Here is a 23314-nt window from a genome sequence, read left to right as displayed (position 1 = left end):
CATAAAAGGCTTGATCCCCAGCGTAACGCTTGGCATCGTTGCGGTGCAACAAAGATGGAAAGGACGGGCCATGAAAGCGCTGCTGCTGATCGATATCCAGAACGGCTTCTGCCCCGGCGGCAATCTGCCGGTGCCCGATGGGGATCGAGTGGTGCCTGTCGCCAATAAGCTCATCGACAGCGGCAAATATGATATGATCCTTGCATCGCAGGATTGGCATCCTGCCGGCCATGGCAGCTTTGCCTCCACCCATCCCGGCAAGAAGCCTTTCGAAATGGGCATGCTTTCCGGCAAACCGCAGATGCTGTGGCCGGATCATTGCGTCCAAAATACAGAAGACGCCATGCTTCATCCCGAACTGAATGCCGACGGCATCGACTTCATTCAGCAGAAGGGCCAGAACTCAACCGTCGACAGCTATTCCGCGTTCCGCGACAATGATCAGGCAGCGCTTACCGGCCTTGCCGCGCATCTGCGGGACGCGGGTGTGACCCAGCTCGACATCTGCGGACTGGCGACGGATTACTGCGTGAAATTCTCGGCGCTGGACGCCGTTGAAATGCTGCCGGGTGTAAAGGTCCGCTTCATCGAGGACGCTAGCCGCGGCATCGACCCTACCGGCGTTAAGGCCGCGGTCGACGAAATGCGCATGCGTGGTGTCGCCATCATCGACAGCAAAGAGGCGCTTGCCTAAAATTCCTCCTATCAGGCTAAACCTTCCCTAAAGAAAATAGCGCAAGCTTGCTCCCGGTATTTGAATATTGGGACATTTCTCGTGCAGTCGATCACCATCAACGGCCGCTTTCTCAGCCAGCCCCTGTCGGGCGTGCAGCGCTTCGCCCGCGAGCTGACACTGGCGCTCGACCGCAAGATCGCCGCCGGTGCTGTGCCCGCGACGCTGAAGGGCATCAACTGGCGGCTGGCCGTGCCGCGCGACACGCCGGTCGATATCGGGCTCTCAGCCATATCCGTTGATGCCTTCAGCTCCGGTCCCGGCCATGTGTGGGAACAGACGGCCCTGCTCGCCCATTCCCGTGGCGGCCGGCTGATCGGTTTTGGCGGCAGCGGTCCGCTATTCCATCGCCGCCAGGCCGTGGTCATCCATGACGTGACGATCTTCCGCCATCCGCAATCCTTCAAGCGCAGCTATCGCCTGCTGCACGGAGCGCTCGGCTCGGTGCTGACGCGCACGGCGAAGATCGGCACCGTATCGGAATTTTCGCGCAAGGAATTGGCCTCCGTCTTCCATGTACCCACGGACGGCATCGATGTCGTCTACAACGCCGTCGATCATTTCGCCGCCATCGAGCCGGATGAAACGATCATCCAGCGCTTGGGCCTGAAAACGAGCGGCTTCTTCCTGCTGGTTGGCACGATGAAGCCGAACAAGAATCTCGATTTCGCCATCCGCGCCTTCGAAGCGCTCGGCGATCCCGAGCAAAAGCTGGTGGTTGTCGGGGGCACCGCGCCGACCGTGTTCAAATCGGACGGCCCCGAGTCGAACGACCACATGCTCTTTCCCGGCCGGCTGAGCGACGCGGAGGTCGCCGCTCTCGAGCGCCATGCCACCGCATTCGTCTTTCCAAGCCTCTATGAAGGTTTCGGCATTCCGCCGCTGGAGGCGATGACACAGGGGTGCCCGGTGCTCGCCGCCGATATCCCTGCGGTACGCGAAGCCTCCGGCTCCGCCGCGCTCTATTTCGATCCGACGCGGCAGGATGAACTGGTTGCGGCCATGCGCCGGATTGCCGGCGACGAAGCCTTGCGTGCGGACCTGCGGCAAAGGGGACGCGAGAATGTCGCGCGTTTCTCCTGGGATCGCAGCGCCGACCGCGTGCTGACCATGCTGGAAGATCTCTGATTAGGACACGGCCTTTCGGCCGAACATCTTGACGAAATAGCTGTAAAGACCCAGCAGGCAGAAAGCCGCGCCGCCCGCCATTCCCGCACTGACCGAAGTCCACAGCGAATAGTCGAACCCAGCGGTTGCCAGCACCGGCACCGCAAGCCCGGCAGCGGAAAGCACGACCGGCTGCCAGACAAAATCGAAGGGAAGCGCCAACAGCACTTTCCCGCCGATCGCCATCGCGATCAGTGCTCCGAGCATGGCTCCGGCCATCAGCGCGCCATCGCTGAAGGAAACGAGATAGCCGCCCGCCAAAGCTCCGACATTCAGCAGCGCGCAATCCACCACGGCCAGCAGGAAGATCGCCAGCAGGCGATGGCGCAGATGCGCCGGGGTCGGCAGCATGTTGAGCGTCAAGGCCCGGCAGACCGACAGGCCGGTGACGAACGGCGCCGCACTTAGAAAACCATCGCGCAAGCCCTGTGCAATAACGAAATGACCGACGGGCTGCAGCAGTGCAAAGATTCCTGCGGCCGTCATCAAGGTGAAACCCGCAAGCAGCGAATAATAGCCGCCAAGCTGTCGCCGGAACGCTGCTGTCGCGCCCTCGCGGTCGTAAGTTGCGACCACATCCGGATACTGGATGGCCTGAAGAGCCGAGACAATGAGCACGAAAGGCCGTTGCAGCAGGTCGAGCGCCAGCAGCGCGCCCGCAGCACCCCCTGCACCCAAGACGGCCGTCAGGATCGATTTCAACCCAAGCGGCGCCAGCAGCCCAATGACCGACGCGCCGGCCGCGACGCTGCCGTAGATGAAATGCTTGCGCACCAGCGGCAGTTGGAGACCGGCCGCTTCGCGCAAACTGTTGCGGGTCAGGAACATAGCTAACGCGCTATAGGCGACGTAACCGGCAAGCAGGCCCGCCACCGTATACGCGAAACTCGGCATGATCGCCGCGCCGCCCAGCGTGCCGAGCGCCAGAATGGTGGCCCGTGAGCCCTGCAAGCGCGAGAAGGCGCGAAACTCCTGTCGGAAACGCAGCATGGTCAGATGCAGATCGCTGCCGCCCTGAAAGATCGCCACCAGACCGCCAAGTACCGCGATCTCCTTCGGCACGGCAAAGAACGTCGATGCGAGGGCAGCCAGAATGCAGATCACCGAGCAAGCGGCAAATTCGACACTCAATGCCGTGCGCTCTGCTGCCTCGCTGCCCGGCGCTTGCCCCGGATAGAAGCGGCTGCAAGCGAAACGCACCCATTCGAAACAGAAGATCGCCGCGAACTGGCTGATGGAGATGAACAGCGAATAGGCAGCATAATCCGCCGGCGACAGCAAATGCGCGACCGCGATCAGCAGCCCGAAGGCCACCGCCGCCTGATAAAAATATGCCGCCAGCGCTATGATCTTTGCCATGCCGGCAGCTAACAGCAAAAAGCTGAGAAAAGCGCTAAGCTATATGCGCAACATATAATGGACAAAGGCGGCGAGTGTCCTCTTTGAATTGCCTTTTTGCACCGCACACGTTAGAAGAACCCGCGAAATCAGAGGGGAGAGACGGAGGGGCGTTGGGCGGCGCCGGTCCGTGGAGGAGCGTCAGCATGGAAACCATCAGCACAATAGCCGCATTGCGCGAGCGCCTTGCCGCTTATCGCAAGGCAGGGAAACGCATCGGCCTGGTGCCGACCATGGGCTATCTGCACGCCGGCCATATGGAACTGGTTGCCCGCGCCAGGGCCGAAAACGACATTGTCGTCGTCTCGATCTTCGTCAATCCCCTGCAATTCGGCGCCAACGAGGATCTCGCAAAATATCCGCGCGATCTGGAGCGCGACAGCACCATGTTGAGCGATGCCAAGGTCGATCTCCTCTTCGCGCCAACCGTGACCGACATGTATCCGCAGCCGATGGAAACGGTGGTCGACGTGCCGAAGCTCGGCGTAGAGCTGGAAGGCGCGGTTCGCCCCGGCCATTTCGCCGGCGTCGCCACGGTCGTCACCAAGCTCTTCAACATCGTGCAGCCTGACAGCGCCTATTTCGGCGAGAAAGATTATCAGCAGGTGGCGATCATCCGCCGTATGGTGGATGATCTGGCTCAGCCGGTCCGCGTGGTGCCGGTTCCCACCGTGCGCGATGCCGATGGCTTGGCGCTGTCGTCGCGCAACATCTATCTCTCGAAAGAAGAACGCACCGCTGCTGTCATCGTGCCGAGAGCCCTGGCCGAGGCCGAACGGCTCTACGCAGAAGGTGCCGACGATCCGGTGGCTTTCGAGGCAGTGCTGCGGGCATTCATCGCCAACGAGCCGCTGGCAACGCCCGAAGTCGCCGCCGTTCGCCATCCCGACACGCTGGAGCCGCTGACGAGACTGCAGGGACAGCCTATTCTCGTCGCTCTCTTCGTCCGCATCGGCACCACCCGCCTACTCGACAACCGCGTCATTGGCCTGAAGCAGGCCGCCAGCGACAAGGCCGCCTGAGATGAGCACGATCGGACAGACCAAACGCACCACACCCACTCAGATCGAGGCGATGAAGGGCACGCGCCCGATCGTCAGCCTGACGGCTTATACAACGCCGATCGCCCGCGTTCTCGACCCGCATTGCGACCTCCTGCTGGTCGGCGACTCGCTCGGCATGGTCCTCTATGGCATGGAAACGACAGTCGGAGTCACGCTGGAGATGATGATCGCCCACGGCCAAGGCGTCATGCGCGGCGCCCAAAAGGCCTGCGTCATCGTCGACCTCCCCTTCGGCTCCTATCAGGAATCGAAGGAACAGGCGTTTCGCAACGCGGCGCGCATTCTGCAAGAAACCGGCTGCAATGGCGTCAAGCTGGAGGGCGGTGAAGAAATGGCCGAGACCGTTGCCTTCCTCACTAACCGTGGCGTGCCAGTCTTCGGTCATGTGGGCCTAATGCCGCAACTGATCAACACGACCGGCGGCTATCGCTCGCTCGGTCGCTCGGAAAAGGAAGCCGAGAAGATCCGGCAGGATGCAAAAGCAATCGCCGACGCCGGAGCCTTCGCCATCGTCGTCGAAGGTACGGTGGAGCCGCTTGCCCGCGAGATCACCCAATCGATTGCCGTCCCCACCATCGGCATCGGCGCGTCAGCGGCCTGCGACGGGCAGATTCTCGTCTCCGACGATATGCTCGGCCTCTTCAATGATTTCAAACCCCGCTTCGTGAAGCATTTTGCCGAGCTGGCGCCCACCATTTCCAAGGCGGCGGAAGCCTATGCGGAGGAAGTAAAGGCACGGACATTCCCGGGCCTGGAACATACGTTTCGGGTGAAAAAGTAGCAGCATACGCTGCCAGTCGCCCTATCCTCTTTGCTTTTCCCGACGAGGTCAGTTCGATGATTGGGATGGAACGTGGAAATCTCCTTGGTACCGGCAAAGAGGCAGAAGTTTACGAAAGTGGTGAGCTGGTTCTAAAGCTATATAAGACCTCCTCATCCAAGGCTTCAGCATTTCGGGAAGCGGCAATTCTCGCAATTCTCGAGGATCTGGGTGTAAACGCCCCGAGAGTACACGAAGTTGGCGAAATTGAAGGCCGCTGGGGTTTGACCATGACGCGAGCCGAAGGCGGGACATTCGGCGAAGCAATTGCCATGCAGCCGCTGAACACATCAGCCTATTTGAATGCTTTGGCTGCTATGCATAGAAGATTTCACGAGCATAGCGGAGTCAGACTTCCTAGCCTGAAATCGCGCTTGTCCCACAACATTGGGCGCGCGGCGCAACTGCAGGAGATACAACGGCAGCATCTCTTGTCCGGACTTCGTTCCCTGCCGGATGGCGACAGGCTTTGTCACGGGGACTTTCATCCCTGGAATGTGCTTGGATCACTTGAGCAGTCGGTCACCGTCGATTGGCTTGATGCCTGTAGCGGAGATCCCACTGCCGATGTCTGCCGAACTTACGTTCTTATGCACCACTACGACTACGATCTTGCGGCAGCCTATGTAGATGCCTACGCGAGGATGAACGGCGGCAACCGCGCGGCGGTTCTCGCCTGGCTTCCCTATGTTGCGGCGGCCCGATTGTCCGAGGGCGTTCCAGATGAGGTCGAGAGCTTAATGAGAATGGCTGAAGGCAAGGCGCTTGATTGCGCAGTTAGGTAGCAAACGCCACCGATGACAGGGCGCCCAAGGCGACTTGTTCGCCGTAAAAGCTCTTTGGGACTTGGACAGACGCGGAGCTGATCGCCGTGAGCTCCCCATATTTTCGGTTGCTGCCAAGCCATCTTGCCGCCCAATTGATCAAGGATGATAAGGGTCCGGCGGATTTGCAATGAAATCGAGGTCATAACGTGCGATTTCATCAGAGCAAGTCTCAATGATACTCAACTTTGCGAGGAGCCGCCGAACGTCGGACTGCATAGCGATCATGTGCGGCGTGCGCCGATGGAACTCATGTGCCTCAGCGTCACGAAAGCCTTCGATCAGAACCACCACGTCCTCGTCATCCTTATGCCGATGATACTCGAAGAATACGCAGCCAAGCTCATCGCGTGTGGACGCGACATGAGGTTCCATGGCGGCGAGGAACTCCTCTCGCCTCCCCTGTCTGCAGGTCAGCCAACCGGTTATGAATTTCATTAGATACCCCGAACTTCTGTTCACTCGTCTTAAAGCCGAGCCTCAGAGCTTCTCGGCATTGGCGCTAACCACAGGTCCCCAAATTTGTGCCGATATGCAACTTATAGCGCAAAGGCTCCTCCTGGCGCAAAGCCGTTATCGCAATCAGTTTACTGTCGGTGGCATCTGCTACCTAATTGCGCTGAATTCGACCGCTATTCCTCACCGCTTTGCCTGTTGTGATTGGCTTCCCGCTTCCCTTTCCAGCAAATAGATTGCCTCGCCAAAATCCTCCATCTTCGTCAGCAGCGCCGCATGGGCGTCGCGCAGACCCTGATTGTAGAAATGCGGCCCGATTTCAGTGGCGAAGAAATCGAGCAGGAATTCTGCCGGCAGCGCGCCGATCGTCTGATCGAGTTCATCGGAGAAATATTGCTGAAGGCGGGCCACGATCGCGGCTTTTTCCTCCTTCGGGAAGGTAATCTTCTTCATTTATGATACCTCGGTGTTTTACGAGCAAATCCAATCGGCTAGATCAATGAAATCAATTGTCCTATCAAGGAAATTGAATTGCCGACACTCCGCCCGCAGCTTACAGGTCCAAAAGTTTTCCATAAAGGACAGAGCGGGCCATGAGTCGCGCGGATTTCTTTGAGGGCTTGAAAGGTGGCATCCCGATCGGCCTTGCGGCGGCGCCCTTCGGCGCATTGTTCGGAGCCCTGGCGCGCGACCAGGGCATGTCGCTTGGCGAACTCACCCTGATGAGCGGCACGGTCTATGCCGGCGCCAGCCAGATGGTGGGCCTCGATCTATTTGGGCATCACGTCGAGGCCTGGCTGATCGTCCTCTCGATCCTGGCGGTCAATTTCCGCCATGTGCTCTATTCGGCCGCGATCGCTCGCTACATCAGGCGCTTCTCGCCGATCGAAAAATTCTTCACTTTCTTCCTGCTGGTCGATCCGCAATTTGCTGAAACGGTCAAGCGCGCCGAGAGCGGCAAGCTGGTCACCTTCGCCTGGTATTTCGGTTTCGCGGCGATGATCTACATCCCCTGGGTGGCGGTGAGCCTCATCGGTGGCCTGCTGGGTAGTCTGGTTGGCGATCCCAGAACGATCGGCCTCGATATCTTGCTGCCGATCTATTTCCTCGGCATCGTCATCGGTTTCCGCAAACGCGACAATTTCCTGCCCGTGGTCATCGCCAGCGCTGCCGCTTCCGCCATTGCCTATCGCTATGTCGGTTCGCCCTGGCATGTCAGCATCGGCGCCTTTGCCGGCGTTGCCCTCGCTGCCCTGCTGCCACCGGTCAAGTCGAACCGCAAGCCCGACCTCGCCACTGAAAATCACGAGGTCTGACCATGACCGATTTCGATCCGCATATGGTCCTGCTGATCTTCGCCGCCGCCGTCGTGACCTACCTCACGCGCATCGGCGGTTATATCCTCATTACCAAGATGACCCGCATTCCTCCACGCGTCGAGGCCGCGCTGAACGCAGTGCCAGCGGCCGTCCTCACCACACTCGTCGCACCGGCCTTTTTCATCGGCGGCTGGGATACGAAGGTGGCGATGACCGTTGCGTTACTGGTGGGCTTGCGCTTCTCGCCGACCTTCATGCTGCTCGCCGGCTGGGTAGTCGTGATGGTGTGGAGACATTTCCTCTGCGTTTAGCCGAAGCGAAGGCGATGCCTACTCTGCCTCCAGCGGGCAGAATAGGCCCACCCCTCAGTGACTTAGTTCTAATGTCGCATTCTCCAGCCAGGTGCGGATATCCTGGTCGTGGATCAGAGGCATCAGCGCGTCACGGGTTTTAGCGTGATAGTCGTTCAGCCATTGCAATTCATCGTGAGTGAGCAGTTCCGGAAGAACCAGACTGCGGTCGATGGGGCAGAAAGTGAGCGTCTCGAAGCCGAGCATCGGCATGTCGCCGCCTTCGATCTCCTCCGGATCGCGAATATAGATCAGATTCTCGATGCGGATGCCGAAATGGCCGGGGCGATAGTAGCCTGGTTCGTTCGACAGAATCATGCCGGGCAGCAGCTCCTGCGTCGATAGCCGCGAGATGCGCTGCGGCCCCTCATGCACGGAAAGATACGAGCCGACGCCGTGGCCGGTGCCGTGAGCAAAATCCACGCCGGCTTTCCAAAGGGCGATACGCGCCAGCGGATCGAGATCGCAGCCGCGCGAGCCCTTCGGGAAACGCGCCGTGCTGATGGCGATCATGCCTTTCAATACCAGCGTGAACAGGCGCTTCTGCTCCTCGGAAACCGTGCCGATGCCCACCGTGCGTGTAATGTCGGTGGTACCATTAATATACTGAGCACCGGAATCGATCAGAAACAGCTCGCCGGCCTGGATCAGCCGGTCGCTCGCCGTCGTGACGCGATAGTGCATGATGGCCGCGTGTTCGCCTGCACCGGCGATGGTGTCGAAGGAGATATCCTTTAGCGGGTTTTGCATGCTCTGGCCGACACGCGCACGGCTCGCCTCCAGCCGCTCGGCGGCGGCGATTTCCGTAACCGTGCCCGGCTTGCTGTTTTCCAGCCAATACAAGAATTCGACCATAGCGGCGCCGTCCTGCAGATGGGCGGCGGCCGAGCCATTGATTTCGGCGGCATTCTTGCGCGCCCGCGGCAGCCGGGCCGGATCGGTGCCTTCCACCACTTCCCCGCCCTCACGGCGGATAAGGTCCGTCAGCGCATAAGAAGCAAGCTCGGGATCGACGAGAATGCGCCCGCCATTCGCGGAGGCGGCGCCGAGCTGCTTTGCGAGATCGGAGGGCGGCAATTGTCTGCATATCTGCGCCAGATAGGCCTCCGCCTCGACCTTGGTCTTGCGCTTGTCCAGGAAGAGTTCCGCTTCGCCCCCGGCATAGAGGATGGCGCGGGCCAGAGGATGCGGCGTATGCGGCACGTCGTTGCCGCGAATATTGAAGATCCAGGCAACCGAAGACGGATCGGTGATCAGCGCCGCCTTGAGGTTTTTGCCCTTCAGATCGGCCGCGATGGCCTTCAGCTTGTCCTTGGCGAGGACGCCAGCCTGCGCAATATCCTGAATAATGACGGCCCCAAGCGGCTCGGCAGGCCGGTCGCTCCAGAGCTTGTCGAGCGGGTTATGCGGCAGGAAGACAAGCTTGCCTCCGATTTCCGCCAGCGCCTTTTCTAGCCTCCGGACTTCGGCGCCGGTATGCAGCCACGGATCGACGCCGAGTCTGAAGCCCTTGGGCGCATGCCGCGGCAGCCAGACATGCGGCGGCTCGTCGACGAGATCGCCGCCTGTGAAGACCGATCCGTCCACTTGCTCGGCAAGCTGGGTCACATAGCGGCCATCGACGAAAACCACAGCCTGCGACTGTGTCACAAGCGCAACACCAGCAGAGCCTGTAAATCCGGTCAGCCAGGCCAGACGCTCCGAGCACTTGGGCACATACTCGCCCTGATACTCATCGGCACGGGGCACAAGGAAGCCGTCAATGCCGAGATCGCTGAAGGCGGCCCGCAGACCGGTGACGCGCTCGCGGCCGAATTGCGGGGTGGAAGTGACGTCGAAAGACTGGAACATGGCTTGATCCGAATATAACCCAAGAATCCGCGAAACTGAGCGGTGACAGCATGTTAGAGCAAGAGCCCGTGAAGTGTGAAACGATTTTCGAGCTAGATTGCGCACTATTGATCCGAGATGAGTTCAGCCCCACGAACCCGCAAGCAAGAGAATCGAGCGTTAACGAATTCGCCCATTTCGTGTGCAGGCAGGATGAATTGTGACATCATCACGACGAGCCATATGCATCAACTGCATAGCTCCCATGAAGCATGCCCCCTGCCACGCTAAAAAGCGAGTCGCTATATGGAGCGCATCAAACGGGGTTCACGACGAACCCACTCGAAAAGGACTATGAAAATGCCAATCTCTCGCTCCGTATATGTTAGCCCGGCGCTGGCAGGCGAGCGTCGCACCGTACGTCACTCCATCGGCGCGCTTCGTCAGCTCGAAGTCGAAACGTCGAAGGCAATCGGCGCAAACCGTGGCGGTCGCCACTAACAGTTACAAGACTACGCGTTCGTATTGGATCGCGGTCCGGAACTCCTCCTCCCTCTCCGGATCGAGACCTGAACGGTAGAGCCTGCTTGAGCACTCCTCCACACGCTCGCGGGCAGGATCGGTCAAATACCGATCTGCAAGGCGGTGCCTCGGCACCGCCTTTTGCATTTTAAGCCCCACGATAAAGTTCCTCTCCCCGCGTGCGGGGAGAGGGATAAGGTGAAGGGCGCAGGATTCTAAGGCCGATCGAGATGGATGGTGACCCAGCCGTTGCGCCAGATGGTGCGCACGTGGCGCATCCTCGCGCCATTGTAAGCGGCGAGCACCTTCCAACGTTGCTGGGCGAGAATGCCTGAGAGAATCACCGAACCGCCGGGAGCAAGATGAGCCACCAGTTGCGGCGCCATTTTGATCAGCGGCCTGGCAAGAATATTGGCGATGATCAGATCAAACGGCCCGTGGCGGGAAAAGGCCGTGGAATGAAAACCAGGGGCCGTTTCCAGCGTAATGCCGGAGGCGATACCGTTGCAGCGAACGTTTTCGCGGGCAACGCGAACCGCAACCGGATCGATATCAGTGGCGAGAACCGGAATATTGCGCAGCTTGCGTACGCCGATCGCCAATACGCCGCTGCCCGTGCCGAGATCGAGCGCATTGCGCACCCGCCGGCTGGCGAGCACCTTTTCAATCGTCTCCAGGCAACCCGCCGTCGTGCCGTGATGGCCCGTGCCGAAGGCTTGACCGGCATCGATTTCAATCGCGATATCGCTGAGCTTCACCTTGTCGCGATCATGCGAGCCGTGCACCAGGAAGCGCCCTGCCCGAACCGGCTTGAGCCCCTCCAGCGACTTTGCGATCCAATCGACATCGGGAATGACTTCCCTTTCGATGACGAGTTCAGGAAAAGCCGGCTTCAGCACGTTTGCAAAACGGGCGCGCACATCATCTTCGTCGTTTGCGTAGAGATAAATCGAAGCTTCCCAGATATCCTTCTTTTCATCGATCTCGGTGGTGGCGATCGGCAGTTCTTCGTCTTCGAACACCGGCGTCATCAGATCGAGAATCTGCTCGGCGTTTTTCTCGGTCGTCGTTACGTACAGGCGGATTTCACTCAAGTCTTCGCTCTTTCTTACTCTTATTCGGCCCAGTCGATCCACGACGGCTTCGGCGTGTCATAGCCGGCGATATTATGAAGCAGCGCGCGCCGCACAGGTCCGAAACGCAAAAGCAATGGCGCGAACAGATTGCGGGCGGCAATCGCCAGCGGATTTTTCATGGTGACCAGGCGGGTCAGGCCATAGGTCTGCTTCAGCACCTGTTTCACGGCTGGAATTCTGAGCGCCGAATACTCCTGTTCGCGGCCTTCCGCAATGAGCCAGGCGAGCCAGCAGGCATCCTCTATGCCGAGATTCATGCCGCGCGCGCCAGCCGGGGAATGAATATGGGCCGCATCGCCCGCCAGGAAGACGTTACCCCTGGCCATCGGCTCGACATGGCGGAAATTGATACGGAATTGCGAGACCCAGGTCTTTTCGGCAACCGCTTCGGGATGAACAATACGGCTTTCGAAATCCTCCAAAGTCGAGATATAGCGCAGCACATCGGTAGATACGGGCAAACGCCCGATCATGCCGGGATCGCAAAGCGTGATCTCGGCAAAATGCGTGTCGACAGGTTTCGCGTAGCGAAAATCGGCGAGATAGAAATAGGCCTCCAGCACCTCGCCGGGAAAACCCGCGCCGAGTGCTTTTCGAACGGCGGAATGGGCGCCGTCGGCGCCGATCAGGATATCGGGGCGAACCGTCTCCGTAGCTCCGTCCGGCCGTCTGAGCATCACCTCCGGCTTGTTAACATCGGCGATGGTTTCCGCCACGACTGCGGTCTGCCACTCCGGTGTGATACCGTAGGCCGCAAGCGTATCGATCAGCAATCGCTCGGTTACTCCCTGCGCCAGGCCACGAACAGCACTGAAGCGGCCAGGCGTCTGTCGTGTGTCGACATCGGCAAGGACCCTGGTTCCAGAGCGGACGCGGAAATGGACGATCGGCTGAGCGGCTGCAAGGATCCGCTCGGTAACGCCGGAAGGCGTAAGCAGCGTCAAGGTGCGGGCGTTGATGCCGAGAGCCCGGCTTTCTTCCAAGGGTGCGGGCCCCTGGCCGTCATCGACGATGCGCGGAACGAAGCCACGCCGGGCAAGCTCCAGGGCCGCAGTCAGGCCGGCCGGACCTGCGCCCGCAATCAGGACGGGCCTGGATTTCCTCTCTCTCCCGCTTCCGTCCGCCATCGGCGCTCCCTAACCCTTCTTGATCAGGTTTTGCAGCTTCTTGACCGCTATGTCCGGATCTTCCTGATAGGCGATCGTACCGGCGAAGCGGCCGGCGGAATCGAGCAGGAAGACCGAGGCCGTATGATCCATGCTGTAATCGCCGTTCGGATCCTTCTCATCGAGCGGCACCTTCTTGGCATAGACCCTGAACCCCTTGACCATGTCCATCACCTTGTCGGGGTCGCCCGAAATGCCGGTGATGCGGCTGGAGACGTTGGACACATATTCCTTCATGATCGCCGGGGTATCGCGCTGCGGGTCGACGGTCACGAAATAGGCGTTGAGCTTCGTCCCGTCGGGATCGACCTTCTGCATCCAGCCGTTCAGCTCAAACAAGGTCGTGGGGCAGACATCGGGACAATGCGTATAGCCGAAGAAAAGCGCCGTCGGCTTTCCGCGAAACACCTGATTGCTGATCGGCTGGCCATTCTGCGCAACCAGCGTGAACGGCACGCCATATGGCCCCTCACCCGCAGCTTCCGGCGACTTGGTGACGCCAAAGCTCAACCAACCCAACAGCCCGGCCACGATCACCACGGCTATCCAGACAACAATCCGCACGCTCTTCATTGCTGCTTTCCTCACCACGCCAGCCGCGGCTCGATATGTGGGACGCGCAGGCGATCATTTCGAGGGTTTAGCGGGTTGACGTGGGGGACGCAATTCAAGAAGATGTTTTTGAGGTCCGGCAATCAAGGTCCACGATCAGTTCTGCATCGGAGATTGCCAACCAGGCGCAAAGATGCGGAATCCATCTCCGCGTTAAACCAATCCTAACCACTCCGCGCCAACATCAAAACACAGAGGCGAAGTCCGACTCGCCAGCCGCCGGACACGCGGCAAACAGATCTTCTTCCAGAAGGGCATGACGCCCGCCGGAGCGAAGCGTTTCAAGCGCGAAAGCCACCGGATGCTGTCGCAGCCTCAGCCGCTCCAGCCGATCCCTTTTCAATCGCTACCGCCGCCTGCCGCCGGCGCCAAACGGGAAGTCCTTGACCATGACGAATGCCATCAAACAATCGGGCGCCTATCTGGAGATCGTCTCCTTCCATCTCGGCGATCAGGAATTCTGCATTGACATCATGGCCATCCGCGAAATTCGCGGCTGGGCGCCGGTGACGCCGATGCCGCACACGCCGCCCTATGTGCTTGGCCTCATCAATCTGCGCGGCGCGGTGATCCCGGTCATCGATATGGCCTGCCGCCTCGGCATGAAGATGACCGAACCGTCCGAACGCTCCGCCATCATCGTCACCGATATCGCCGGCAAGCTCGTTGGCCTGCTGGTCGAACAGGTCTCCGATATGATGAGCATCAAGAGCGAAGATCTGCAGCCGCCGCCGGAAATCATCCCGGAAGCGCAGCGTGCCTTCTGCCGCGGCATCGTCGCGCTGGAAAAGACCATGGTTTGTTTCCTGAACCTTGATACGGTAATTGCGGACGAGCTGGCGCAGGCCGCTTGATTTCAAGAGAATACCGCAAACGAAAATCGCCCTGGAGTACGAGCTCCAGGGCGATTGTGTTTATAGGACCGTCGTCGGCAGGGGTGTTGCCGGTGCGCCGGTCGCGCAGGCCGTGAACAGATGGAAGTGGCACTTCCACGTTCGTCCCTAGAACTGCACCAAAACGACGCAATTCGAAAGCGACCGAGGGGTCTTGAGCAACCAAAGAGCAGGACTTTTTTTGGTACAAACCCCTTGACGGCTATCAATGCGGTATCCCGGTAATCTTTTTAAGGCTTGCCGTTCTTCCAGGTGACATTTTGGCCGAACAGCGGAATGGTCGAGATCGCCATTTTCGCCGAGCCATTGGTCAGTTCGCGCGAATGGACGAGATAGATCAGCGTGTCATTCTTCTTGTCGTAGATTCGGTCGACCACCAGCTTCTTCCAGATCAGCGACAACCCAGCGCGAAATACCTCCTCGCCACCCTCCGACAGGCTGATGTTGCCGATCTCGATCGGCCCCGTCTGGCGGCAGGCAATGGAGTTGTTGGAAGGATCCTCGAACCAGTTGCCTTTTCTCAGGCGGTCGATGACGCTGCGGTCGAAATAGGTGACGTGACAGGTAACGCCGGACACTTCCGGATCCGGCACGGCATCGACCAGAATGTCGTTGCCGGTCCAATCCACACCAACCTTGCCGACGATCTCGGCCGAAGCGGAAGCAGGCACCAGCGCCAGGAACGACGCAGCAATAGCGGCATGCAATTTCAGTGACGTCATCGAACATCCTCCAACATCGCCGCCGATGGAGCTGCGGCACCGCTAAGGTAAGATGGCGGTCCCAGGATGCAAGGAGGTCGGGGCGCCGCAGGGGCGCCCCGCTATCGCTCATCTGCTTTCTTTCAACACGACCTCGCCGGTCTCCAGAAGCGATTTGAGGTTGGACAGGATTTTCGGCCAGCCGCCGGAAACGGCGCCGATGAACTTTGCGTTCTCCAGCTCGATCGTATGGGTAACGGTGAGTTTTACCGCATCGTCCAACGGCTCGATATCAATCACGCAACGCGACCAGCCTTCGGCCTTCAACTCAGGCATGAATTCGTTGCGCCATTTGATGGCCAGCCGCTTCGGAGGATCGAATTCCGCGATCTCGCCCGTGTCGGTGACGCGCCCGTCCGGGTAAATCATCCTCCATGGAGAGCCGACCTTCCAATCGGTCTCATGCAGGATATTGAACCAATATTTCTTGATGAACTCCGGCGTCGTCAGCGCCGACCAGAGCTTGTCCGGTGTGGTGCGGATATAGGTGACATAAACGAAGCTGCTTCCGGCCATGACATTTCTCCTCCTGTTGGGTTGGTTTGCTGCTCACCGTGATCCGGCAACCGCTATTGGCCGCTATCGTCCTCCAGAGCTTTCTTGAGAGCGGAAAGAGCGCTCAATTGTCGACGCTCGAATTTGTTGATCCAGCGTTCGGCAATGTGGTTGATCGGAACCGGATTGATGAAATGCAGCTTTTCCCTGCCCTGCCGCTGCGCGGATACCAGGTTCGCCTCTTGCAGAATGGCAAGATGTTTCGCCACCGCCTGGCGTGTCATCTCCAGCCCCTGGCAGAGTTCACCGAGCGTCTGGCCGTTCTGCTCGTACAACCGGTCCAGCAATTGCCGCCGGCTTGCATCTGCCAGAGCGCGAAAAACCGCATCGTCATTCATGCCAAACATGGAACCATTTAGTTGCCTGTTAATGATCTTATAGGCAACTATTTGGTTGCATGTCAAGGGATATGAGCTGATATCGCGGCAGAAAATCCGCAGGGTGAAAAACGTCGCGCGTCAAATAGCGATGGCGTACTGCTCCTGCTCTCTGCGCAAATGATTGAGCATCCGCGCAATTCCCTCCTCCAGGCTGACACGCGGCGCAAGTCCATAGGAGCGCTGCAGGGCGGTATCGCCGCAGCGATAGAAGACGCCTTCAGGGCGGTCGCAGAGCCCGTTCACGACAGGGTTCCAGCCGATCTGCCGAGCGATGGTTCCGGCCAATTCCATGAAGGAGGTAGCCCGACCGGTCGAAAGGTTGAGGCTGGCGCCATCCGGCAAGAGTTCCTTGGTCTGCCAAATGAAATCAATGCAATCATCAATATGGATGAAGTCCCTGCATTGCCGTCCGGAACCCCAGACGGAGACTTCCGCAGCGCCTCTTTCTTCAAGCAGGCGACGACAAATGGCCGGGAAGGGATAGGCAAGATCCTGATCCTCGCCATAGCCGCTGAACGGCCGATAAGCGACCGCCCGGTTGCCGTAACGCTCGACATAGAGCTTCATCAGATATTCGCCGGTCAGTTTCGCCCAACCGTAGCTGAGGTCGGGCACACCGATGGCGGCCTCGAAAGAAATCATATCTTCCGAAAGTAGCCGATGATTGGCGACCGTCTGCAGCGAGACAGGATAAGCGGCGCTGGAGCTGAAAAACACGACACAGGTGGGTTTGGCGCGTGCCGCCCATTTCCACAATTCCGTGTCCACCGCCAGATCTTCGGCAACGTCAAGCGTACGTGCCTCCAGCGTCACCCGGCCGCCGACCAGTGCAGCGAGATGGAAAACATAGTCGAAATGTTCCAAAGGGCGGAGAAAGAAAGAGCGACAATCCTCCTCGAAAAACGCAAAACGCGATCCGGGAAAGTGCTGCCAGAGAGCGGGATGCCGTGCCCCCGTCCCTTCCACCAGGTGATCGACGCAGACGACGTCCAATCCCTCGGCCAAAAGCCGCCTGATCAGATGCCTCCCGACAAAGCCACAGCCCCCCGTTACCAATGCCCGCGCCATGTGATTATCCCCCTTTTATTGAGCGAAGAAGCCACTCCTGCCTGTATAGATATCGACCATGCGCCGACCCCATTCAGCTTTGCTGGGTGCAATCCGCTGGCCAAGCGCTAACGCGCCTTCACAAAGTCTCTGCATCAAACTGTCGTCATCGGTGCTCGCCAGCCGCTCCGCCAATGAAAGGGCATCACCGCTTTTAAAGACCAGCCCAGCGCCGTTCCGCTCTACTTCGGCGGCAATCAGCGCATTGCTGCTGACGATGACGGGAATGCCGGACATCAGCGCCTCGGCGGCCACAAGGCCGTAAGGTTCCGGCATGCGGGACGGCATGATGAAGACGCGCGCCTCCCTCGCCAGCGCCGTCACTTCCTCGTCGGCCAGCCAGCCAGGCACCCAGCAATGCGGCAACGCCCGCTGCATCTCATCGAGCAGCGGTCCGCGGCCGATCAGCGTCGCCGTTCGCCCGGTCTTATTCAATGCGTCTGCGAGCGTGCGGACGCCCTTTTCCCAGCACATGCGTCCCAAGAAGACGGTGCGGTGATTGCGCCAGGCCTCCACGGGCGCCGGCGTCAACGGCTCGGTCGGTGTCCGCAAAGTCACAAAATGGCGCAGCGGGCCCGAGTGCAGATAGGCCTCCATGCTCTCATGCGCCAGCACGATGCCGACGCGGCTCCAGAACTCTTCGCCGACGCCTCGTTGGGTCAGAGTCCGGCGAAAGCGCCAGAGCTTGTGGAAATAGTTGCGCTTGTCGCAATTGGTCGTCAGACATGCTGCCGATAGCGGGCGGACATCGCACACCATTCCGCTCTGGAAATTGATCAACCCTCCGTTCGGACAACTAAGAAAAAAATCATGCGCCGTGACGATGACCTTGGCCTTGTGTTTGGCGAGTGCGTAGAAGATCGACGGCGAGAGAATCTGTGACCAGCCGTGCACGTGTACGACGGTCTCTTCGTCCGTCTCTTTCAACAATTCGTCCAGCGCTTCGTAGGCGCGCTTGTTATAATTTTTCTCGAAGACGTCGGTGAAGCTAGGACCATCGCGAAGGGGACGTTCTCCAAGGGCGACCGTACGGACGCCCGCAAAGCGCGACTTCAGTCCTTCGCCGTCATCACCGACCAGAATCGCGCAATTCAACCCTGCCTGCCTGCTCGCATCGATGCATTGCAACGCCACCTTTGTCGCACCACCGCGAATGATTGAAACATCGTTGACAAGTATTAGACGCATGGAACCTCGACACTCACCAACTGTATTTTGCGTAGGGCCAGAGAAAAGGGATTCGCCTTTTACATCATGCTCCTGCGCGATATTGAGCGGCCTGTTCCGGTCAGAATTCAATTCATCCTTTCGCATTAAGGCGAGTGGTCGCACGGCATGCGCGAGTAGGTTTGCAATCGGATTGCTGCCGCTGGGAGAGTTGACTTCTCGAAAAAGATTCTAAAAGCTCCGCGCATGATCGCAAACCCTACCACCGTGATGCATATTCTCACGACCTCACCCCTAGCAGGGCGAGTGGGAGCGGCATTGCTTTGAGCTGACTGCGATCCCCTTCAACCCTGCCGAGGCGAGCAGGGTGTGAAGGCTCTGCTCTCCTCCTGAACCTTAAGGAGAGCAACGTGAATTCCGAATCACAATATCAAGACGAAAGACGATCCCGAAAACAAGGCGGCGTGGAAATCCGCGCCGCGCGGCTGTCAGACGCCGAAGCGATAGCCCTGATTGCCAATCTGCCCGGCTATCGCGCCGGCACGCTGCGCCTACCCTTTCAAAGCGTCGAAGAAACCCGGCAGTGGATGGAGAAGCCCGCACTCGGCTCGATCAATCTGGTCGCCGTGCTCGATGGGCAAATCGTCGGCAATGCCGGAATGCGGCGCCATGCCGGCCGGCAGATTCACACCGGCCACCTCGGCATGGGCGTTCATGACGATTTTACCGGCCGGGGCATTGGCTCGGCGTTGCTCGCCGCCGTCGTCGACACCGCCGACAATTGGCTGGCGATCAAACGCCTGGAACTGACCGTTTATGTCGACAACGAACCGGCGATCCGGCTTTACGAGAGATTCGGTTTCGAGACCGAGGGCAGGCTCAGAGCCTTTGCATTTCGCGACGGCGAATATGTGGATGCTTTCGCGATGGCGCGTGTGAGGATGTAAGTCGCGACGTGCGGCGGTCCTTCGGTCCGCCGCCGTCGATCACCCACTGATCAACACCAGCCACTCATCTTCCGTCATCACCTGCACATTGAATTCCCGCGCCTTGTCCAGCTTCGAGCCCGCGCCGGGTCCCGCGACGACAATGTCGGTCTTTTTTGAAACTGAGCCGGAAACCTTGGCACCGAGGCTCTCGGCCTTGGCCTTGGCTTCGTCGCGGGTGAACTTCTCGAGAGAGCCGGTGAAAACCACCGTCTTGCCGACGACGGGACTGCCCGATGTGGTCGGCCGTTCTGCCTCCTGTGGCCGCACCTCTTCAAGCAGCTTCGAGATTACCGCGATGTTGCGCGGTTCCTTGTAGAATTCGACGATGGCGCGAGCCACCACCTCGCCGATGCCCTCGATATTGTTGAGGTCGTTCCATGCGTCTCCCGCAAGCGGAGCCGCCTCCTTCATCGCCGCCTCGAAGGCTTCATAGGTGCCGTAGGAGCGCGCCAGGAGCTTCGCCGTCGTCTCGCCGACATGGCGGATACCGAGCGCAAAGATGAAGCGGTGCAGAGCGATATCGCGCCGCTCGTTGATCGCCGCATAGAGCTTGGAAACGCTGACCTTACCGAAGCCATCGATATTCTCCAGCTTGGCAAGAGAAGACTGCTGGCGCCTTTCCAAGGTAAAAATATCGGGCGCAGTGCGCACCTGCAGCGCCGGATCCTCGTTCTCGAAGAAAAAGTCGATCTGCTTCGAGCCGAGACCCTCGATGTCGAAGGCATTGCGCGACACGAAATGCTTCAAATGCTCCGTGGCCTGCGCCCGGCAGATAAAGCCGCCGGTGCAGCGCGTTACTGCGTCGACCTTGCCGCTCTTCTCGTTGATGTCGCGCACCGCATGGCTGCCACAGACCGGGCATACCTTGGGAAATTCGTAAGAAACGCTTGATGATTCCCGCTTCTCCAGCACGACATCGACGATCTGCGGAATGACGTCACCCGCGCGCTGCACGATCACCATGTCGCCGACCCGGATGTCGCGGCCCTCGCGGATCGGCTCGCCCTTATTGCCTATGCCTTTGATGTAATCGGCATTGTGCAGCGTCGCGTTTGTCACCACCACGCCGCCGACCGTGATCGGCTCCAGCCGTGCAACCGGCGTCAGAGCGCCCGTACGGCCAACCTGAATATCGATGCCCGTCAGCCGGGTGAAGGCCTGTTCCGCCGGGAATTTATGCGCCGTCGCCCAGCGCGGGGAGCGCGACCGGAAACCAAGGCGAGCCTGCAACTCCAGGCTGTCGACCTTATAAACGACGCCGTCAATATCATAATCGAGATCCGGACGCTGAAGACCGATCTCATCATAATGCGCAAGAATGTCGGCGACCGAATTCAGCCGCTTCATCAGCGGATTGACCGGAAAACCCCATTTCGCGAATGTCTGTACCATGTCGAACTGGGTGTCGGCCGGCATCTCGGACATCTCTCCCCAGGCATAGGCGAAAAATTTCAGTTTGCGGCTGGCCGTGATCTTCGCATCGAGCTGGCGCAATGAGCCGGCCGCGGTGTTGCGCGGATTGACATAGGTCTGCTTGCCTTCCGCTTCCATCTGCGCGTTGAGCGCCAGGAAATCGCTTTTGGCCATATAGACCTCGCCACGGACTTCGACGATCGCAGGCGCGCCGGCAGGCAAGGTTTGCGGGATTTCCTTAATGGTACGGATATTGGCGGTGACGTTTTCGCCGGTCGTGCCGTCGCCGCGCGTTGCTGCATTCACCATCCGCCCATTTTCATAGCGGATCGACATGGAAAGGCCATCGATCTTTGGCTCCGCGGTAAAGGCGATCGACTGATCGGGTAGCCGGCCGAGGAAGCGATAGACGCCGGCGACGAAATCCTGGACGTCCTCTTGAGAGAAGGTGTTGTCGAGCGACAGCATCGGCCTTGCATGCACGACAGGCGCAAAGGTTTCCGATGGCGCGGCACCCACTCGCCGGGACGGGCTGTCGGCGCGAATCAAGGCTGGGAAACGTACTTCGATGGCATCGTTGCGCCGCTTCAGCGCATCATATTCCGCATCCGAAATCTCCGGCGCATCTTGACCATGATAAAGCGCGTCATTGCGCGCAATCTCGGCGGCCAGATAGGCTAGCGCCGCGGCCGCCTCTTCTTCGGTCAAATCTTCGACAGGCTTCTGTTCGCTGCTCATGGATTCGCACTCCCCGATTTCCGAGATGTTTTAGAGAAAAATCGGGGAATGGGAAGAGCGTTGGCACCTCCGCCTGAGCGGGCAGAAGGCCAAACGTAGTGCCCGTTGAGGGCCGCTGCAGCGCATTGCGATGGTCTGAAACGACAAAAGAACTATGGCTTGAGATTTGGCTTGTAACGCGCCTCATCCGCCCCTTTGGGGCACCTTCTCCCCGCTGGGGAGAAGGTGGGTATCAGCCATTGCCTGCCAATAGCCGCTTGGCGGCCGCCCTCGCCTCTTCGGTCACCGAAGCGCCGGCGAGCATACGGGCGATTTCCTCGGTGCGGTCCTTGTGAGCCATGGTGGCGACGCGGGTAGAGATCTTTTCGGAGCCGTCCGAGACCGGACCCTTGGAGATCAGCAGATGCGTTGCGGCGCGGGCCGCGACCTGCGGCGCATGGGTGACGGAGAGCACCTGTACGCGCTCGGAAAGGCGCTTCAGCCGCTGACCAATGGCGTCGGCTACTGCGCCGCCGACACCGGTATCGATTTCATCGAACACCAAGGTCGGCGCCGAACCGCGATCGGCAAGTGCCACCTTGAGCGCCAGCAGAAAACGGGAAAGCTCGCCGCCCGAGGCCACCTTCATGATCGGTCCCGGCCGCGTCCCCGGATTGGTCTGCACATGGAATTCGATGACATCGATACCTTCGGCCGTAGCCTCGTCGGCATTGGTGGTGATCTCCACCATGAAGCGCGCCCGCTCCAGTTTGAGTGCCGGCAGCTCGCCCATGACAGCGGCAGCAAGTGCTTCGCCGGCGTGATGACGCTTGCCGGAAAGGCTGCGAGCCGCAGCATCATAATCCGCCTTGGCAACCGCCAGCTCGGCGTCCAGCCGCGCCAGCCTCTCTTCCCCGGCATCGAGATCGGCGAGCTCGGCGACCATCTTCTCGGCGAGCGCCGGCAGGCCGGTCACCGGCACCGAGTATTTGCGCGAGGCAGCGCGCAGCGCAAACAGCCGTTCCTCGACACGCTCCAGCTCCCTCGGATCATACTCGGTCTTGCGAAGTGCTGCTTCCACTTCCATCTGCGCATTGGAGAGCTGATCCAACGCCGCGTCGAGCAGCGCCACGGTGTCTTCCAGCAAGCCCGGCGCCTCATGGCTCTTGCGCTCCAACCGCCGCACCAGCGAGGCGATGTGCGGTACGGGCGAGGCATTGCCATTCAGGAACTCGGAGGCCTCGGAGATATCCCCGGCAATGCGCTCCGCCTTCATCATCCGCGAGCGACGGTCCGCCAGCTCGTCCTCTTCGCCATCCTGCGGCGACAGCTTCTCCAGCTCCTCGACCGAAGCTCGGAGATAATCGGCTTCGCGCGCAGCCTTCTCCACCTGCTCCCGCTGCTTCTTCAGCGTCCGCTCGGTATCGCGCCAGATCTTATAGAGCCGTCCGACAGACTGAGTTTCCTCGGCGATGCCTGCGAAGGCGTCGAGCAGCATGCGGTGCGCATCGGTATCGACCAGGGCGCGATCGTCATGCTGTCCATGAATTTCGACGAGAAGCTGCCCCGCCTGGCGCATCAACTGAACGCTGAGCGGTTGGTCGTTGACGAAAGCCTTGGTGCGCCCGTCGGCGGACTGGATGCGGCGGAAAATCAGGTCGCCGTCGTCGTCAATACCATTTTCGCGCAGAAGCTTGCGGGCGGCATGCTGCATACCAACGTCGAAGACCGCCGTTACCTGACCGCGATCCTCTCCGTGACGCACGAGATCGCCATCGCCGCGCCCGCCAAGGGCAAGCGAGAGACTGTCAAGCAGAATGGATTTGCCCGCGCCCGTCTCGCCGGTTAGCACCGAAAGCCCGGTCTCGAAGGCAAGATCCAGCCGCTCGATCAGAACGATATCGCGGATCGAAAGCTGGACCAGCATGTGCGCTC

The 23314-nt window shown here is 59.8% G+C and carries 23 protein-coding genes; 9 read left to right on the top strand and 14 right to left on the bottom strand.

What is annotated here, in order from left to right; genetic code table 11:
• Window positions 1-70: 70 nt before the first annotated feature.
• Together pncA and QDY28_RS01695 are read left to right on the top strand one after the other, a co-directional pair.
• The gene (pncA, locus tag QDY28_RS01700) at window positions 71-694 is read left to right on the top strand and encodes a bifunctional nicotinamidase/pyrazinamidase (RefSeq protein ID WP_331379974.1); all 624 of its coding nucleotides are present in this window, start codon (window positions 71-73) and stop codon (window positions 692-694) included.
• A gap of 81 nt (window positions 695-775) precedes the next feature.
• Window positions 776-1861 carry a glycosyltransferase family 4 protein gene (locus tag QDY28_RS01695; protein ID WP_331379973.1) on the top strand — a complete coding sequence of 362 codons (1086 nt, stop codon included), beginning with the start codon at window positions 776-778 and terminating at the stop codon, window positions 1859-1861.
• Here the strand turns inward: QDY28_RS01695 and QDY28_RS01690 are convergent, their stop codons facing one another.
• Complete coding sequence (locus QDY28_RS01690; RefSeq protein ID WP_331379972.1) at window positions 1862-3259, bottom strand: hypothetical protein; 1398 nt, start codon at window positions 3257-3259, stop codon at window positions 1862-1864.
• Between the two features lie 185 nt (window positions 3260-3444).
• On the opposite strand from QDY28_RS01690, the gene panC reads away from it, so the two are divergent.
• The 3 genes from panC to QDY28_RS01675 are packed head-to-tail and all read left to right on the top strand — an operon-like array spanning window position 3445 to window position 5967.
• Window positions 3445-4320 carry a pantoate--beta-alanine ligase gene (panC, locus tag QDY28_RS01685; protein WP_331379971.1) on the top strand — a complete coding sequence of 292 codons (876 nt, stop codon included), beginning with the start codon at window positions 3445-3447 and terminating at the stop codon, window positions 4318-4320.
• A gap of 1 nt (window position 4321) precedes the next feature.
• Complete coding sequence (gene panB, locus QDY28_RS01680; protein WP_331379970.1) at window positions 4322-5143, top strand: 3-methyl-2-oxobutanoate hydroxymethyltransferase; 822 nt, start codon at window positions 4322-4324, stop codon at window positions 5141-5143.
• Window positions 5144-5199: 56 nt separating this feature from the next.
• On the top strand, window positions 5200-5967 hold the full coding sequence (locus tag QDY28_RS01675) for an aminoglycoside phosphotransferase family protein (RefSeq protein ID WP_331379969.1): 768 nt from the start codon (window positions 5200-5202) through the stop codon (window positions 5965-5967).
• 138 nt (window positions 5968-6105) lie between these two features.
• Here the strand turns inward: QDY28_RS01675 and QDY28_RS01670 are convergent, their stop codons facing one another.
• Together QDY28_RS01670 and QDY28_RS01665 are read right to left on the bottom strand one after the other, a co-directional pair.
• Window positions 6106-6444: a putative quinol monooxygenase gene (locus QDY28_RS01670; RefSeq protein WP_331379968.1), complete on the bottom strand. Its 339-nt coding sequence runs from the start codon at window positions 6442-6444 to the stop codon at window positions 6106-6108.
• Window positions 6445-6645: 201 nt separating this feature from the next.
• The gene (locus QDY28_RS01665; protein WP_331379967.1) at window positions 6646-6915 is read right to left on the bottom strand and encodes a DUF2164 domain-containing protein; all 270 of its coding nucleotides are present in this window, start codon (window positions 6913-6915) and stop codon (window positions 6646-6648) included.
• A 140-nt stretch (window positions 6916-7055) separates the two neighbouring features.
• On the opposite strand from QDY28_RS01665, the gene QDY28_RS01660 reads away from it, so the two are divergent.
• A complete protein-coding gene (locus tag QDY28_RS01660) occupies window positions 7056-7778 on the top strand; it encodes an AzlC family ABC transporter permease (RefSeq protein ID WP_331379966.1) in 723 nt (240 codons plus the stop codon).
• 2 nt (window positions 7779-7780) lie between these two features.
• The gene (locus tag QDY28_RS01655; RefSeq protein WP_331379965.1) at window positions 7781-8092 is read left to right on the top strand and encodes an AzlD family protein; all 312 of its coding nucleotides are present in this window, start codon (window positions 7781-7783) and stop codon (window positions 8090-8092) included.
• Between the two features lie 54 nt (window positions 8093-8146).
• On the opposite strand, the gene QDY28_RS01650 is transcribed toward QDY28_RS01655, so the two are convergent.
• The 4 genes from QDY28_RS01650 to QDY28_RS01635 form a co-directional block, all read right to left on the bottom strand.
• Entirely contained in the window at window positions 8147-9982 is a 1836-nt protein-coding gene (locus QDY28_RS01650; RefSeq protein WP_331379964.1) for an aminopeptidase P family protein, read from the bottom strand.
• Between the two features lie 716 nt (window positions 9983-10698).
• Entirely contained in the window at window positions 10699-11577 is an 879-nt protein-coding gene (locus tag QDY28_RS01645) for a 50S ribosomal protein L11 methyltransferase (protein WP_331379963.1), read from the bottom strand.
• A gap of 20 nt (window positions 11578-11597) precedes the next feature.
• Window positions 11598-12746, bottom strand: coding sequence for an FAD-dependent oxidoreductase (locus tag QDY28_RS01640; protein WP_331379962.1), 1149 nt, complete (start codon window positions 12744-12746; stop codon window positions 11598-11600).
• Between the two features lie 9 nt (window positions 12747-12755).
• Window positions 12756-13358 (bottom strand): SCO family protein, encoded by a 603-nt coding sequence (locus QDY28_RS01635; protein WP_331379961.1) that lies wholly within the window; start codon window positions 13356-13358, stop codon window positions 12756-12758.
• Between the two features lie 428 nt (window positions 13359-13786).
• On the opposite strand from QDY28_RS01635, the gene QDY28_RS01630 reads away from it, so the two are divergent.
• Window positions 13787-14251: a chemotaxis protein CheW gene (locus QDY28_RS01630; protein ID WP_028752375.1), complete on the top strand. Its 465-nt coding sequence runs from the start codon at window positions 13787-13789 to the stop codon at window positions 14249-14251.
• Between the two features lie 269 nt (window positions 14252-14520).
• Here the strand turns inward: QDY28_RS01630 and QDY28_RS01625 are convergent, their stop codons facing one another.
• The 5 genes from QDY28_RS01625 to QDY28_RS01605 form a co-directional block, all read right to left on the bottom strand.
• Window positions 14521-15012: a CreA family protein gene (locus QDY28_RS01625; protein WP_331379960.1), complete on the bottom strand. Its 492-nt coding sequence runs from the start codon at window positions 15010-15012 to the stop codon at window positions 14521-14523.
• 108 nt (window positions 15013-15120) lie between these two features.
• On the bottom strand, window positions 15121-15567 hold the full coding sequence (locus QDY28_RS01620; RefSeq protein WP_331379959.1) for an SRPBCC family protein: 447 nt from the start codon (window positions 15565-15567) through the stop codon (window positions 15121-15123).
• Between the two features lie 53 nt (window positions 15568-15620).
• On the bottom strand, window positions 15621-15944 hold the full coding sequence (locus QDY28_RS01615; protein ID WP_331380065.1) for an ArsR/SmtB family transcription factor: 324 nt from the start codon (window positions 15942-15944) through the stop codon (window positions 15621-15623).
• Window positions 15945-16064: 120 nt separating this feature from the next.
• Complete coding sequence (locus QDY28_RS01610; RefSeq protein WP_331379958.1) at window positions 16065-17054, bottom strand: NAD-dependent epimerase/dehydratase family protein; 990 nt, start codon at window positions 17052-17054, stop codon at window positions 16065-16067.
• Between the two features lie 15 nt (window positions 17055-17069).
• A complete protein-coding gene (locus QDY28_RS01605) occupies window positions 17070-18281 on the bottom strand; it encodes a glycosyltransferase family 4 protein (protein ID WP_331379957.1) in 1212 nt (403 codons plus the stop codon).
• Between the two features lie 389 nt (window positions 18282-18670).
• On the opposite strand from QDY28_RS01605, the gene QDY28_RS01600 reads away from it, so the two are divergent.
• Window positions 18671-19207 (top strand): GNAT family N-acetyltransferase, encoded by a 537-nt coding sequence (locus QDY28_RS01600; RefSeq protein ID WP_331379956.1) that lies wholly within the window; start codon window positions 18671-18673, stop codon window positions 19205-19207.
• Between the two features lie 39 nt (window positions 19208-19246).
• On the opposite strand, the gene ligA is transcribed toward QDY28_RS01600, so the two are convergent.
• Together ligA and recN are read right to left on the bottom strand one after the other, a co-directional pair.
• Window positions 19247-21400, bottom strand: coding sequence for an NAD-dependent DNA ligase LigA (gene ligA, locus QDY28_RS01595; RefSeq protein WP_331379955.1), 2154 nt, complete (start codon window positions 21398-21400; stop codon window positions 19247-19249).
• A 232-nt stretch (window positions 21401-21632) separates the two neighbouring features.
• A complete protein-coding gene (gene recN, locus QDY28_RS01590) occupies window positions 21633-23306 on the bottom strand; it encodes a DNA repair protein RecN (protein ID WP_331379954.1) in 1674 nt (557 codons plus the stop codon).
• Window positions 23307-23314 lie beyond the last annotated feature (8 nt).

Origin of the sequence: Rhizobium sp. BR 362, from assembly GCF_036528765.1 — a bacterium.
Taxonomy (GTDB): Bacteria; Pseudomonadota; Alphaproteobacteria; order Rhizobiales; family Rhizobiaceae; genus Rhizobium.
The sequence above is the reverse complement of the archived record's forward strand: the minus strand, read 5'-3'. Positions and strand labels throughout refer to the sequence as shown.

Coding starts and splice junctions, on each gene's coding strand:
- QDY28_RS01660 (WP_331379966.1), top strand. CDS start 7,056: ATGAGTCGCGCGGATTTCTTTGAGGGCTTGAAAGGTGGCATCCCGATC.
- QDY28_RS01630 (WP_028752375.1), top strand. CDS start 13,787: ATGACGAATGCCATCAAACAATCGGGCGCCTATCTGGAGATCGTCTCC.
- panB (WP_331379970.1), top strand. CDS start 4,322: ATGAGCACGATCGGACAGACCAAACGCACCACACCCACTCAGATCGAG.
- pncA (WP_331379974.1), top strand. CDS start 71: ATGAAAGCGCTGCTGCTGATCGATATCCAGAACGGCTTCTGCCCCGGC.
- QDY28_RS01610 (WP_331379958.1), bottom strand. CDS start 17,054: ATGGCGCGGGCATTGGTAACGGGGGGCTGTGGCTTTGTCGGGAGGCAT.
- QDY28_RS01605 (WP_331379957.1), bottom strand. CDS start 18,281: ATGCGTCTAATACTTGTCAACGATGTTTCAATCATTCGCGGTGGTGCG.
- panC (WP_331379971.1), top strand. CDS start 3,445: ATGGAAACCATCAGCACAATAGCCGCATTGCGCGAGCGCCTTGCCGCT.
- QDY28_RS01615 (WP_331380065.1), bottom strand. CDS start 15,944: ATGAATGACGATGCGGTTTTTCGCGCTCTGGCAGATGCAAGCCGGCGG.
- QDY28_RS01670 (WP_331379968.1), bottom strand. CDS start 6,444: ATGAAATTCATAACCGGTTGGCTGACCTGCAGACAGGGGAGGCGAGAG.
- QDY28_RS01640 (WP_331379962.1), bottom strand. CDS start 12,746: ATGGCGGACGGAAGCGGGAGAGAGAGGAAATCCAGGCCCGTCCTGATT.
- ligA (WP_331379955.1), bottom strand. CDS start 21,400: ATGAGCAGCGAACAGAAGCCTGTCGAAGATTTGACCGAAGAAGAGGCG.
- QDY28_RS01620 (WP_331379959.1), bottom strand. CDS start 15,567: ATGGCCGGAAGCAGCTTCGTTTATGTCACCTATATCCGCACCACACCG.
- QDY28_RS01665 (WP_331379967.1), bottom strand. CDS start 6,915: ATGAAGAAGATTACCTTCCCGAAGGAGGAAAAAGCCGCGATCGTGGCC.
- QDY28_RS01625 (WP_331379960.1), bottom strand. CDS start 15,012: ATGACGTCACTGAAATTGCATGCCGCTATTGCTGCGTCGTTCCTGGCG.
- QDY28_RS01650 (WP_331379964.1), bottom strand. CDS start 9,982: ATGTTCCAGTCTTTCGACGTCACTTCCACCCCGCAATTCGGCCGCGAG.
- QDY28_RS01675 (WP_331379969.1), top strand. CDS start 5,200: ATGATTGGGATGGAACGTGGAAATCTCCTTGGTACCGGCAAAGAGGCA.
- QDY28_RS01635 (WP_331379961.1), bottom strand. CDS start 13,358: ATGAAGAGCGTGCGGATTGTTGTCTGGATAGCCGTGGTGATCGTGGCC.
- QDY28_RS01690 (WP_331379972.1), bottom strand. CDS start 3,259: ATGGCAAAGATCATAGCGCTGGCGGCATATTTTTATCAGGCGGCGGTG.
- QDY28_RS01655 (WP_331379965.1), top strand. CDS start 7,781: ATGACCGATTTCGATCCGCATATGGTCCTGCTGATCTTCGCCGCCGCC.
- recN (WP_331379954.1), bottom strand. CDS start 23,306: ATGCTGGTCCAGCTTTCGATCCGCGATATCGTTCTGATCGAGCGGCTG.